The sequence below is a fragment of the Aliivibrio logei genome (genome assembly GCF_001691055.1).
GTDB lineage: Bacteria > Pseudomonadota > Gammaproteobacteria > Enterobacterales > Vibrionaceae > Aliivibrio > Aliivibrio salmonicida.
The window spans coordinates 558,547-572,215 of record NZ_MAJU01000004.1; the positions used below are offsets into that span (position 1 = coordinate 558,547).

10 protein-coding genes are annotated in these 13,669 nt (G+C 40.3%); all 10 read left to right on the forward strand.

The features are described 5' to 3' along the window. Positions 1-31 precede the first annotated feature (31 nt). The 10 genes from A6E04_RS02725 (at position 32) to A6E04_RS02770 (ending at position 13,661) form a co-directional block, all read left to right on the forward strand. Positions 32-556, forward strand: coding sequence for a DUF3087 family protein (locus tag A6E04_RS02725; RefSeq protein ID WP_065609832.1), 525 nt, complete (start codon positions 32-34; stop codon positions 554-556). A gap of 362 nt (positions 557-918) precedes the next feature. Then, a complete protein-coding gene (locus tag A6E04_RS02730) occupies positions 919-1,509 on the forward strand; it encodes a chromosome partitioning protein ParA (RefSeq protein WP_065609834.1) in 591 nt (196 codons plus the stop codon). 581 nt (positions 1,510-2,090) lie between these two features. Next, positions 2,091-3,638: a pyridoxal phosphate-dependent decarboxylase family protein gene (locus A6E04_RS02735; protein ID WP_065609836.1), complete on the forward strand. Its 1,548-nt coding sequence runs from the start codon at positions 2,091-2,093 to the stop codon at positions 3,636-3,638. Positions 3,639-3,654: 16 nt separating this feature from the next. Then, positions 3,655-4,980 (forward strand): lysine N(6)-hydroxylase/L-ornithine N(5)-oxygenase family protein, encoded by a 1,326-nt coding sequence (locus A6E04_RS02740; protein ID WP_017021623.1) that lies wholly within the window; start codon positions 3,655-3,657, stop codon positions 4,978-4,980. A gap of 13 nt (positions 4,981-4,993) precedes the next feature. Then, a complete protein-coding gene (locus tag A6E04_RS02745) occupies positions 4,994-7,453 on the forward strand; it encodes a GNAT family N-acetyltransferase (protein ID WP_065609838.1) in 2,460 nt (819 codons plus the stop codon). Positions 7,454-7,476: 23 nt separating this feature from the next. After that, positions 7,477-9,642, forward strand: coding sequence for a TonB-dependent siderophore bisucaberin receptor BitA (gene bitA, locus A6E04_RS02750; protein WP_065609841.1), 2,166 nt, complete (start codon positions 7,477-7,479; stop codon positions 9,640-9,642). 79 nt (positions 9,643-9,721) lie between these two features. After that, complete coding sequence (locus A6E04_RS02755; RefSeq protein ID WP_065609843.1) at positions 9,722-10,711, forward strand: iron-siderophore ABC transporter substrate-binding protein; 990 nt, start codon at positions 9,722-9,724, stop codon at positions 10,709-10,711. Further along, entirely contained in the window at positions 10,708-11,808 is a 1,101-nt protein-coding gene (locus A6E04_RS02760; protein WP_065609845.1) for a FecCD family ABC transporter permease, read from the forward strand. The genes A6E04_RS02755 and A6E04_RS02760 overlap by 4 nt, the downstream gene beginning before the upstream one ends. After that, positions 11,798-12,823: a FecCD family ABC transporter permease gene (locus A6E04_RS02765; RefSeq protein ID WP_065609847.1), complete on the forward strand. Its 1,026-nt coding sequence runs from the start codon at positions 11,798-11,800 to the stop codon at positions 12,821-12,823. Before A6E04_RS02760 ends, A6E04_RS02765 begins: the two co-directional genes overlap by 11 nt. A gap of 10 nt (positions 12,824-12,833) precedes the next feature. Beyond that, positions 12,834-13,661, forward strand: coding sequence for an ABC transporter ATP-binding protein (locus A6E04_RS02770; RefSeq protein WP_065609849.1), 828 nt, complete (start codon positions 12,834-12,836; stop codon positions 13,659-13,661). Positions 13,662-13,669: the final 8 nt, after the last annotated feature.

The window sequence follows — 13,669 nt, forward strand, 5'->3', positions numbered from 1 at the left end:
TCTAAAATGATAGGAAATACAGTCTGATCCCATGAAAATTTTAACTATAAATAAAGAGAGTTACCGTAAGAAATCAAACCTAGTCATGGTTGGATTTATAGGATGCCTTGCAGGATTAGCCTTATTGTTTGGGGCACTTCTTATTGCTTTATTTGGAGCGACACCAGACATTGATTCAGCATCAACGGGAAACTTTCATCTTAATTTTATCGGTGTGGTCCTCGCGGTAATCACAAGTGTCATACTCATTAATAAGGTGAAAACACACGAGTATTTCACCGAGATAATGTACGTTTGGCACATCAAAAAATTGCACAATCTTATCTATCGTAAATTCGCAAAAATTAAAGCAGCGGCAGAGCGTAACGATGTTGATGCATTAACCATTCTTGCGTTTTATTACACCACCCAAAAACAAGTGTTCGACTTAGACAACAATACGCTGACCATCACTTCAGTACAAAAAAACTTAAACGAACTGTATGAACAAGCCTCAGCAGTAAACTTAACGATTAATGCAGACAACTTTACCACCACATTAATTGATAAATTTTAGAGAAAAAAGCCTGTTTTTATCTCGATAACAGTAAAAGCAGGCTATTATTTTGCCGATATTCCACAATTCAATAGCCTCATCAGTTCATTGCACCCTTTTTCCCGTAACATCATTTGTAAATTATTGAATGATTGCTCAAGCCCCTTTCTTAATTTAAAACCACTTGTAGCCACAATAGTCTTTTTAATTAGATAACTCTGTCCAATGCTATTCGGGGGTGTGAAATTTTAATTGACATAAATGTGACCAACTCTACACGTAATTTGTCATCGTTATCTCACAATTAAAATTTTGCATCACAAGCCATTGATTAACAAAAAATACCATGTGAGCATGCCTTTTTTATAAAATAAGAGCTAGTCATGAAAAAGTACCTATTCATTCTTCCGTTATTACTTGTAGGTTGTGATGACGATGATATCAATGCGAATAACAATACGGATGATGACGTTCAGTCTGTAATAGAAAAAACGCCAGAACTCATTGGGTTACTGCAATCACAAGAGACCATTAATGACCAATTTGGTGTGCTTTATGAACAATTTGAGCCTTTGTTAGATCGCAGTGATTCATTGACAGGGGTCGATGTCAATAATGATGGCATCAGAGATGATATAGAAGCGTTTATAGAGGCATTAGAAGTGGAAGAGCATGTCCGCAACGCATTAAAACAAAATGCCCGTTATACTCAAGAAAACCTCTATTATGATTTTACCGAAAAGACCGATACCAACATCGACAAAGCCATGACAATGGGGGCTAAATACGTCAAAGTTATAGCTTGTAAGGATTTTGTTGGTATTCCCGTTCGTGACGCAACCAACACAGGAAGAACCATCAGAGCGCTCACCTACAATACCAAAGCCCGTACCATGGCCTACCTTGCTTATAACCATTTGCAAAATGGTTCAGTAAGTACACTCCTTTCGGCAGAGGCACAATACTGTGAATAAACTAACCGTATCGATCATGATAGGCGCCTTACTGCCATTAAACGCAAATGCCAACTCATGCAACAATAATTAACTTTCCTATTTATTCACTTTTCTTCTTATTTAATTACATTCATTGTTATTTTTAAAATTACGTTATACCTAGATCATAATCACATGTTTTTATATTAAACTTATTGATATAAAGGACAGTATATTGATCGTCACTAGAAAATAAAATTAATAGTCCATTCGTTTCCGTTTAATTTGAAAATAAAAGTAATTCATCCTCTTTTAACGGAGGGTTAGTAATTATTATCGTAAATTTAAAAAGGTATTAACTCTTAAATTCACCTCATTTTTTTAATACAAAAAAATATTTTCAAATTAAATTTCACTCATCAATTCCCGCTCAAGCCTTACTCTAACTAGGTAGAAGTTAAAATTAACAAAAACCACAAAACAACCATGGAAATGATAATCATTTTCATTTGAGTTTTATCATGATAGATTCCAAACACTCTCAGAAACAAAGATAAATGATACATCTCAGTTAATTACATGGGATTTCATTCAACATTGATAAATGCACAGAGAAAAATATGGATACTAAATATTTTGAAAAAAACGCCAATAACGATACTCTCTTTAACCAAAGTAGTCTCTTAAGTAATGTGAATTTTTTTGATTCAAGCTCTTTAGAACATTATAAAGAAATCACAGAGTTAGGACTCAACACGCTTATTAAAACAGTAAAAGAAACATCACACCCTAATTCTGGGATCTCACCAGAAGAATTAAAGAACGCCTTCAAAAATATAGATTTAGATTCTCCTTTAATTGATATTAATGATGTTGTAGATGAATTGGATGAGCTTTACCTTAAACATGCCGTCTATTTCCATCATAAAGATTACTTAGCGCATTTAAATTGCCCTGTATTATTAACCTCATTATTAGCTGAGCAAATTAGCTGTGCGATTAATACCGCGGTTGAAACCTGGGATCAAAGTGCCGGTGGTACATTCATTGAACAGAAAGTAATAGATTGGCTTGCATACCGTATAGGTTATCTAAAGTCTGCCGATGGTGTATTTACCACTGGAGGCACACAATCTAATCTAATGGCACTGTTACTGGCCAGAGAGCAATGCAACACTAAACTTGATGACACCAAGAAAGCATCATTACCTACCAATACCAGTAAATTCCGTATTCTTTGTTCTGAATACAGCCATTATAGTATTCAAAAAGCGGCATTCGTTTTAGGCTTAGGTCAAGAGGCGGTAATTAGTGTTCCTGCTAACGCTCAGCGACAAATGGATCCGACTGCGCTTTCATCAACATTGGCATCACTGGTAGAGCAAGGATTAATTCCAATGGCGGTGGTTGCTACCGCTGGCACCACCGATTTTGGTTCTATCGATCCTATCGAAGAGATAGCTTCTCTTTGTCAGCAGTATCAATGTTGGTTGCATGTAGACGCGGCATACGGTGGCGTATTACTGATTTCAAATAAATTTCCTCACTTATTGAAAAGTATTGAACAAGCCGATTCTGTTAGCATCGATTTTCATAAATCATTTTTCCAACCTTTATGCTGCTCAGCCCTTATGGTGAGTAATGGTCAATCTCTTTCTCATCTTACCTATCATGCCGATTACTTAAATCCAAAACACCAAGCCGATAATGGTATTCCTGACCTTGCCAACAAAAGTCTTCAAACATCACGACGATTCGACGCTTTAAAGATTTGGCTTACTTTACGAGCTTGCGGGCCAGAAGCCATCGGTAAGTTATTTGATGACTTAATCCTTAATACTCAAGAGGTCTATCAACGCAGTCAGCACCTAACCGATATTAAGTTTGTTCAAGAGCCACAACTGACCACATTGGTATTTAGATTCGTCGACCAACGCCTTACCCCGACAGAACAGGACACCTGCAACAGGGCGATTAGAGAGGCACTTTCTAAATCAAGAAGAGCGTTAATCGCAGCAACCGTGGTTAAAGGTCGTCAATATCTCAAAATAACGATGTTAAACCCTCAAACCCCCGTGGACAGCATCGTTGCCGTATTTGAAGCCATTAATACGTGTGGTCATTCAATCACAAAGCAACTGCTTACCAACGTAAAACAAAGCGCCTAATAAAAAAGGATATCCAGTGAATAAAAATATATACGATATTTTAGGTGTCGGTATTGGTCCGTTTAATCTTAGCCTTGCCGCCCTTTCTTCCTCTGTTCCTGACTGTAAAAGCATTTTTCTTGATGCTCGCAGCCACTTCGATTGGCATCCGGGGATGATGTTAGAGGGTACAAGATTACAGACGCCTTTTATGTCTGACCTTGTCACAATGGCTGATCCAACCAATGAATACAGTTTTCTTAACTACGCAAAATTAAATGATCGTCTGTACCCTTTTTATATAAGAGAAAACTTCTTTTTAGCCAGAGAAGAATACAACCACTATTGCCAATGGGCTTGTAACCGCCTATCAAACCTAACGTTTAATCGCTGCGTCACCCATATTGATTATGATGAAAATGAGGCGATATATTGCGTAAAAACACAAAACACTTTACTGGATCGTGAAGAAACTTATTACTGCCATCATTTAGTTCTCGGCACTGGGACACAGCCTTACCTGCCTGATTTTTGTAGTCAACAGGAACCGAAAGTGACCCACTCAGCTCACTACCTAATGAATAAAGCAGAATTAAAAGCGTCTACCTGCATCACGGTTGTTGGTAGTGGTCAAAGTGCGGCTGAGATTTTCTATGATTTATTAACCGACATCGACGTAGAAAAGTACCGTCTTCGTTGGCTAACGCGTTCTCCTCGATTCTTCCCATTGGAGTATACAAAACTCACATTGGAAATGACGTCACCAGAATACATCGACTATTTCCATCAACTTGAACCAGAGCAACGCCGAGTATTAATCCAGAAACAAAAGCATCTATATAAAGGCATTAACGCCGATTTGATTAATGATATTTATGATCTTTTATACATTAAACAGTTATCACATGACTTTACTGTTGAAATGATGACGAACGTTTCTGTTCACTCTTTATCAAGTGAACAATCACAGGTAACGCTTAATTGTCTGCACACTGAAACTCAACATAATTTCGAACTACAGACTCAACACATTGTGATGGCAACGGGTTATGTATATCAATTACCTCAATTTCTAGATGGCATTTGCGCGCATTTACGCTTTGATTCACATGGAGAACTTGATGTTCAGCGAAACTACAGCGTTGATAGAAACAACAAAATCTTCGTACAAAACGTTGGCTTACATACTCATGGGCTGACTTCCCCAGATCTTGGAATGGTGTGCTATAGAAACGCGACCATTTTGAATCAGGTACTTGGCAGAACCCACTACAAAGTAGAAAAATCCATCGCCTTTCAGCAATTCTCTCCTCCAAATTGCGAAAGTCATTTATATAACGCAACCACTGAACACTCACTCTAATAAAGAGATAACGATGACAGATTTCACAGCCAAAGCTCAATGTAGCTTTACGGATCGTTACGCGCCAAAAAAAGACCAATTAATCAATATCTCTGAATTTGAGTTCAGAAATTACAACGAAGACACCGATTTTAGCGTTATTAATCAATGGTTATCTCAGAGTTATTCCTCGTATTGGGGAATGAATGAACTTACCGAAGATCAGCGCAAAGTTGAGCTAAAAAACACAGCCCATAAATTTGGACTGGTGGGACTAAAACGCGGAAAAATACTGTTTTATACCGAGCTATATCATCCAGCGAAAGACGAAATAGGTGAGCATTACCCAGTTCAAGAAGGTGACTGTGGCATGCACTTGATTATCGCTCCCGTTGATATTCCAGAGCATCGTTTAAGTCAAAACGTCATTACCGCAATCTCGTCATTAATTTTAGAACACCTACCTTTTACAAGGCTCGTTGTTGAACCGGATATCCAAAACGAGAAAGTGCACCGTTTAAACCACTCAATAGGTATTGAGTACAGTCAAATCGTTCCACTTAACAGCAAAACCGCAAAATTAGGGTTTGCTACTAAGTCACAATTTTTGCAGTCACAAGGGAAAGTATCTTCAATGAAAAATAGCAGTAAAAATCCATCATTATCACTCGCCACTTCTCATTTAACGACAGAGTATTGGCATAAAGCGAATCAACATTTAATCGCGAAAATGATCACCGAGTTGAGCCATGAGCAAATCATCACACCGATAAAATTAGATGATGCATCAAATGCGCAAGCCGCCTCTTGGTGTATCACCTTCAACTCAGATACGGGAACGTCTGAATACCTCTTTCGTGCACGCCAATATCAACTCGATCATTTATTTGTTGAGCCACAATCAATCGCTTGCACTAAAGATGATAAAAACCAACCTCTTGATGCCGTCTCTTTTATTCTTTCTTGTCGCCACCTTCTTGAGATCAGTGATGCATTGTTACCTACGTATTTAGAGGAAATCACTAGCACGCTATACAGCAAAGCCTATAAACTCATGCACCAAAATAAGACCTCAGCTCAATTAGCGAATGCAAGCTACCAAGAGATTGAAGCTGCCATGACAGAAGGTCATCCAGTATTCATTGCGAATAACGGCAGAATTGGCTTTGATATGTTAGATCATATTGAATTTTCACCAGAAAGTGGACAATCATTAAATTTACAATGGATTGCAGTGCTGCGTGAAAAAACAAGCTTTGCCGTCATCGAATCATTAAGCTACGACCGCCTAATTTTTGATGAGTTAGGTCAATCACAACTGAATGAATTCAATCAACAACTCTCTATGCAAGGGCTTGAACCATCACATTATTACTTAATGCCTATCCACCCATGGCAATGGCGAGAAAAAATATCACGTATCTTCGCCGCTGATATCGCCAATCAATATGTAGTTCCTCTTGGCACGACGGAAGATAAGTATCAAGCACAGCAATCTATTCGAACCTTTTTTAACCTTTCTTCGCCAGAAAAGTGTTATGTGAAAACCGCCTTATCGATTTTAAATATGGGCTTCATGCGTGGGTTATCTCCGTACTACATGAGCCGAACACCGGCTATCAATACGTTCATTGCAAACCTCATTGAAACCGATCCCTACTTTGCTAAAAAGCAATTTTTTGTTCTTAAAGAAGTCGCGGCAATTGGCTATCACCACAGCTACTATGAGCAAGCCACTCGTACTGACAATCCTTATAAAAAAATGCTTTCTTCTTTATGGCGTGAAAGCCCATACGCACCAGATAAACATGGCAATGTATTGGTAAACAAGCAGCAAAAACTACTCACAATGGCTGCATTACTGCATGTTGATGACCAAGGAAAAAGCCTGATATCAGCGTTAATGGCCGATTCGCCGTTGTCTGATCATAACTGGCTTAAGCAGTACATGGATCTTTATTTACAACCTCTTCTGCATAGCTTTTTTGCTTATGACCTTGTCTTTATGCCACACGGTGAAAACTTAATTTTAGTACTTGAAGACAACACCCCAATCAAAATAATCATGAAAGACATCGGGGAAGAAGTGGCTATTTTAAATGGAGAACAACCCCTACCAAATGACATGAATTGCTTGGCGGTTGATCTTGAAGACCCAATGAAACTTAACTACATTTTGCTCGATATTTTTGATTGTATTTTCCGATTCATCGCTCCATTGCTTGAGCAACAAACTCAGGTTAGCGAATCTGATTTTTGGGAGATAGTTGCCGATTCAGTCAAAGACTACCAACAAGAACACCCACAATTTGATGCGAAATATCAACGTTACGATCTGTATTGCAGCTCGTTCGCCCGCACTTGCCTAAATCGAATTCAACTAAACAATAATCAGCAAATGATTGACCTTGAAGATAGAGAAAAGAACTTACGTTTTGCTGAGGATATTGCAAACCCTCTCGCTCTATTTGCTAAGACTCATCGCATTATTTAGTCCACTGACTTTTAGGCCAAACAATGACATTGAATACGAACATGACATCAACAAAAATACCGACATACTCACTTTTCTATGGGTTATCTTGTGTTTTAACGTTGCCAGTAATGGCAGAGGAGAATGATAACGAGGCAATGGAAGTAATGACCATTACCGCGCATAAACAAGAGATTGCCAGCTATAAAACAGGTGAAACCTCAACCTCAACAGGGATGGATTTATCCTATTTAGAAACACCACAATCTGTAACTGCCGTGAACGAACAAGCCATGAAAGATCAGCAACTAAACAGTGTTGTTGATGTAATGAACAGCGTATCAAGTGTTTACGCTCGACCTATGGATAACGACAGATACACCGTCTCTGCTCGTGGTATGGAAGTAAGCACCATTCTTTATGATGGCGTTCCTATCACCTATGACACCCGTTTCAATTACGGTGATAACCTAATGGATACGGCGATTTATGATCGCATTGAAGTGGTTCGCGGTGCGAACGGATTAATGATTGGTGCAGGCGAGCCTTCAGCCTCTATCAACCTTATTAGAAAACGTCCTACTCACGATTTTAATGCCAATGTTAGCGTAGGCACGGGATCTTGGAATTTAAAACGAGGGGTCGTTGATATCTCTGGCAGCGTAAATACTGATGAAAGTATTAGAGCTCGTCTTGTTGCTGTCCATCAAGAGCGTGAGTCCTACTTAGACAGATACGAACAGAAAAGAAGTACATTATATGGCGTTATTGAAGCCGATTTAACCACTGACACTTTACTAACGGTCGGTACCGATTATCAATATAACGAACCAAAAGGCACCATGGCGGGAGGACTTCCCCTTTTTCATAGCGATGGTACGAGAACGAATTACAGCACATCAGCAACCACCGCTCCTGACTGGGCATCCGCTGAAACCACAGCATTAAATTTATTTGTCAGTCTAGAGCATAGCTTTAACCAAGATTGGGTAATAAAAGGAACGTATACCTATGGTGATAACAGCTTAGATTTCAATTATTTATGGCCGACAGGTTTTCCTGACCCAAAGACAAATGAAGGTATGGTTCCTGGCAGTATTAATTATATTGATGGAAATCGAAAAATTAATAATCTTAACCTAACTCTCAAAGGTCATTTTTCTCTGTTTGGACAAGATCACCAAATGATCGCGGGTTTCAACAATCAAAAAATGACGTTCGAGAATACTTACTATAAAGGGCTAAACGCACAATCAGAGGTCGGTGATTTTACTGACCCAAATTGGTCTTATCCAGAACCGGAATGGAGCAGAGAAAAAAGCTGGGAATCGACAGGAGAAACCAAACAACAAGGGATCTATGTCGCCTCACATATCAAGGTAACTGACCAGTGGTCTTTCGTTCTTGGTGGACGATTGAGTGACTGGGAAACCGATATGAATGACTTTGGAACCCTTCATAAAAATAAAATCAGTAATGAATTTACCTCATACGTTGGGACGACTTATGCAATAACGCCCATTGTTGCGGTATACGCCAGTTACTCTGATATTTTCACACCGCAAAACGTAAAAGGTAAAAATAATACGTATCTCGACCCTATTAAAGGAAAGAACTATGAAACAGGAATTAAAGCAAGCCTCTTGGATGATCAGTTAAACCTTTCTCTTAATGGCTTCAACACGTTACAGGATAATTTAGGAATAAAAACTGACGACGTCGATCCAAATACAGGGATGCCTATTTATCGTGGTGTTGATGGTACAGAAACCAAAGGGTTCGAGTTTGAAACCAATGGTGCCATCACAGATGACTGGAACTTAACGCTTGGCTATACCTATTTCAAAATAGAAGATCCACAAGGAAATAGATTAAAAACAGACATCCCTAACGAACAACTCAAACTCTTCACCACTTATGAATTAGGTGACGTTTTAGAGGGCCTCCAAATTGGCGGAGGGGCTCGTTGGTACAGCAGTATTTATAAAGAAGTAAGCGGTATACCTAATGTTGGAGATACCAAAGTAAAGCAAGACAGTTACGCGATATACGATGTAATGGTGCGATATGAGGTAAACAAAAAACTTAACGTCAATGCGAATGTGAAAAACCTTTTTGATAAAGAATATTACAGCCAGATGGGGATCTATAACCAATATCACGCAGGCGAGCCTCGTAATATAAGCGTGAATGTTGACTACCAATTTTAAGACCAACGCTGTTCATTAATTTATCTCAAATTTACTTGGAGGCCCCTACCGTAAGGTAGGGCGACATTTTATAACTATATTGAAATGGCCAAAAGCAATCTCTCTGCTGTTTATATTGCTGAGTAGCCACAGTGCTGCCATCCCCTTAAACCAAATAAGCAGCTCCCCATTCCCTGTCACCATTAAAACCGCGCATGGAACCGCGGTTATTCCTACTCGTCCGCAACGCGTCATCACTCTAGGCGCAACAACCGAAGATTGGTGCTTACTCTTAGGCATTGTGCCTATCGCCATTGAAGCTCATTATTGGGGTGGTGACAGCAAAGGTTATCTACCTTGGTTTAAACAAGCCGTCCTAGAACAAGAGAAAGCCTTACCCTCAGTACTCAATAGCTACCCTGAACTCGATATCGAGTATATTTTATCATTAAAACCCGACCTAATTTTAGCGCCACAATCTGGGATCACACTCGAAACGTTTAACCAATTAAACAATTTTGTTCCTGTTGTTGCTTATCCAGATCAACCTTGGCTTACCCCTATCGATAAGCAAGTTACACTCATTTCAACGGCTTTAGGAAAAACAGAAGAAGGAGACGCCCTGCTTGTTAAATTACACCAATACCTTGCTTCACTTGCCGATGAAAACCCTCAATTTAAAGGTAAAAAACTGGCGTATATTAATGCAGGAAGTCGATTCGGTAATCTTGCGTTGTATGTACCTGGCGATCCACGTATCGACTCTCTACTCGCTCTCGGCTTTATACAACTTCCTGAAGTCAAAGACATAAAACCAACTCGTGGACATTTCACGGCCAACATTGGTTTAGAGCACTCCGATATATTTAATGATGCCGATCTCATTATTAGTTGGTATGAGTCTGAAAAAAGCAAACAAACCGTTGAAAAAATACCGCTTTTCTCACACATCAACGCCGTTAAGCAAGGACGATATCTTGCGATAACCGATCCCTCAACTGTAATGGCAACGTCCTATGGCAGTTTGCTCAGTTTGGAATGGGTAATGCCCGCGTTTATTCCAAAAATCAAAGAGGTTATGGGTAAATGAATAACGCAGATAACCAATTAACTAGTACACCTGACTTGGCCATTCCCCCTTCTTTAATCAGCAGAAATAAAAAGGTCACTACCACATTAATATTGCTAATTATATTAAGTTTTTCTGCAATTATTTCTGGGCTTCTTTTAGGAACAACAACCCTATCTCCCTTTTATCTACTGCGCTTATTTAGTGAAAATAATCTCAATCACGATACTCTTATTATACAAGCTCGACTCCCACGAGTTCTGATTGGTTTATTGGCTGGAATGTCATTAGCAATGGCAGGGGGCGTCATGCAAGCCTTAACTCGAAACCCTTTGGCGGATCCGGGTTTACTCGGTGTGAATGCGGGAGCGAATGCCTCAATAATAACACTCAGCTTATTATCATTTAGTGCCAACTGGCCTCTTTTTTGGTTAGCGATTCCTGGTGCGTTACTCACGAGCGTGATGGTCTACTTATTGTCACGAGGCCACAATCAATCCCCAACAAGACTTATCCTATCTGGTGCCGCCATTAGTGCCGTATTAGGTGCTTATGTGCAAGCAAGAGTCATCGTAAACCCATCGCTTTTTAGTGACCTAAAGTATTGGATGTCGGGGTCATTATCAGGACTCCAACTGTCTGATATTAATACGATATGGCCTTACTTTATTATCGCTACTGTCATTCTTCTTCTATTAGCCCCTGCTTTAAATTTACTCTCTATCGATAGAAACATTGCGATATCCTTGGGGGCGAATTTACGATGGCAGCCGCAACTAGGTTGGCTTGGCGCTACGATTTTGTGTGCGGCCTCAACCGCCACCGTCGGGTCACTGACTTTTGTTGGTTTAGCGTCCGCCCACCTTTCTCGATTTATTGCCCCACTGGATTTTCGCTGGCAACTGCCCATATCGGCACTCATTGGCGGTAACCTTGTTGTCATTGCTGATGTGATCGCTCGAACACTCATGCCTCCGACAGAGCTTATTACTGGCATCGTTGTCGCTATGCTCGGCGCTCCTTTTCTCTACCTCGCTGTGAGAAGAGACCAAATGAAAAAGTCGTCATCAGTAACACCTTGTAAACGACGTCTGAAGAGAAACTCAAATGAAAACTAATTTAGTCTCAACATGGCAGTTAGGGTCAATCGTAATACTGGCCCCAAGCAAAAGGACACTCAACGCCGCAATCATGGCGATGATATTAACCGCCCTATTTCTAACTTTTAGTTTAATGTTAGGCAAGCATGGCATGACACCTGATGATTTTATAACGCTATTTAAAGGTGAAGCGACCCCATACCAAGATTGGCTATTTTGGCAATCCAGATTACCAAGGGCTTTGTGTGCCATCGGAGCCGGTGCCGCGCTCGGTATTTCTGGGGCAGTATTTCAAACGTTAACTAAAAATCCATTAGGCAGCCCTGACATTATTGGTATAAACGCCGGAGCAAGTGCTGGCGCAGTATTGTGGTTATGGTTTTTGCCAAATCAACCAATAGCTATTGGTGCGTTACTCGGTGCCGTCTCTGTTTTAACGATCATGCTGCTCGCATTAGGGAAATCGTGGCAATTATCACGACAACTGGTTCTGCTTGGGATCGCCATCAATGCCTTTGCTGTCGCGACCGTTCAACTCATTTTAACTCTGGTTCAACGAGAACAAGCTCAGCAGCTTTTTGGTTACCTTAGTGGCAGTTTAGCCAACCGAAATTGGCAAGACGTTTCCGTCATCTTCATGACTCTTATTATTTTTGTTCCACTGCTTCTTCTGCTCGCTCGTCGCCTGTCTCTTCTTACCCAAGGTTATGACAGTGCAATCGCGCTAGGAAGCCGCGTCGATACAACACAATGGCAAGCGCTTCTTCTTGCTTCTGGACTTGCGCTTGGTGCCGTACTGACTGTTGGGCCTGTTGCCTTTGTTGCTTTAGTCGCTCCGCATCTTGCACGTTTTGGTCACAGCCGATTAGCGCTCTTAAGATCAGCCATTTATGGCAGCCTACTCCTTCTTGTTTCTGACACAATAACCCTCACCCTACCCGGTTTATTTCGAATGCCAGTAGGCGTACTCACCGCATTGATTGGTGGACTTTATCTCGTGGGTTTATTAAGCCGACAAGTCACCAATAAATAAGGATGAATACATGCAAAACAATAACGAAATAACCAAAACATTATCAGCTCATCACGTTTCATTAAGCTACAGTGAAGGGCAAATAATCAACCGTATGCAACTGGCTATTCCAGCTAAAAAACTGACAGTGATTCTTGGTCCAAACGGCTGTGGGAAATCGAGCTTACTCAAAATGTTAAGTCGCATAAAACACCCCGATGAAGGGTGCATTCTTTTAGGTGAAGAGAACATTTTAAAAATGAACAGTAAGACACTCGCGCGTGAACTTGCTCTATTAGTTCAAAAGCCCGAATTACCTGAGGGGATAGAGGTTATCGAACTCGTCAGCCGCGGGCGTTACCCACACCAAAAAATGTGGCAGCAATGGTCGCTAGATGATGAAACCGCCGTTCAAGAAGCGTTGATCGCCACAGGGTTAACCGAGTTAATACACCGTCCTGTTGCCAGCTTATCTGGCGGACAACAACAGCAAGTTTGGTTAGCAATGGTACTCGCTCAAAAGAGTAATATCTTAATGCTTGATGAACCGACCTCTTTTCTTGATATACGTGCGCAACTTTTAGTGATGAACTTTTGTCTGTCTCTACGAGATCAAGGAAAAACATTGGTGATGGTGCTGCATGATATTAATCAGGCCTTTAGATACGCAGACAATATCATCATGATGCACGAGGGGAAAATAGTGGCGGAAGGAAAACCTGAAGACCTCGCGAACCCCGACATTATTCACACGGTCTATGGGGTAAACACCACCATTATCACCGACCCAGAATCTCAAACCCTCATGATTATCCCCAAAAAAGATCCTTCTATCGAACCACTCTATTCCTTTTCTTAATAAGCCTG

Excerpts from the sequence above, each read along its gene's own strand:
- A6E04_RS02725 (WP_065609832.1), top strand. The coding sequence starts at position 32 with ATGAAAATTTTAACTATAAATAAAGAGAGTTACCGTAAGAAATCAAAC.
- A6E04_RS02730 (WP_065609834.1), top strand. The coding sequence starts at position 919 with ATGAAAAAGTACCTATTCATTCTTCCGTTATTACTTGTAGGTTGTGAT.
- A6E04_RS02735 (WP_065609836.1), top strand. The coding sequence starts at position 2,091 with ATGGATACTAAATATTTTGAAAAAAACGCCAATAACGATACTCTCTTT.
- A6E04_RS02745 (WP_065609838.1), top strand. The coding sequence starts at position 4,994 with ATGACAGATTTCACAGCCAAAGCTCAATGTAGCTTTACGGATCGTTAC.
- bitA (WP_065609841.1), top strand. The coding sequence starts at position 7,477 with ATGACATTGAATACGAACATGACATCAACAAAAATACCGACATACTCA.
- A6E04_RS02760 (WP_065609845.1), top strand. The coding sequence starts at position 10,708 with ATGAATAACGCAGATAACCAATTAACTAGTACACCTGACTTGGCCATT.
- A6E04_RS02765 (WP_065609847.1), top strand. The coding sequence starts at position 11,798 with ATGAAAACTAATTTAGTCTCAACATGGCAGTTAGGGTCAATCGTAATA.
- A6E04_RS02770 (WP_065609849.1), top strand. The coding sequence starts at position 12,834 with ATGCAAAACAATAACGAAATAACCAAAACATTATCAGCTCATCACGTT.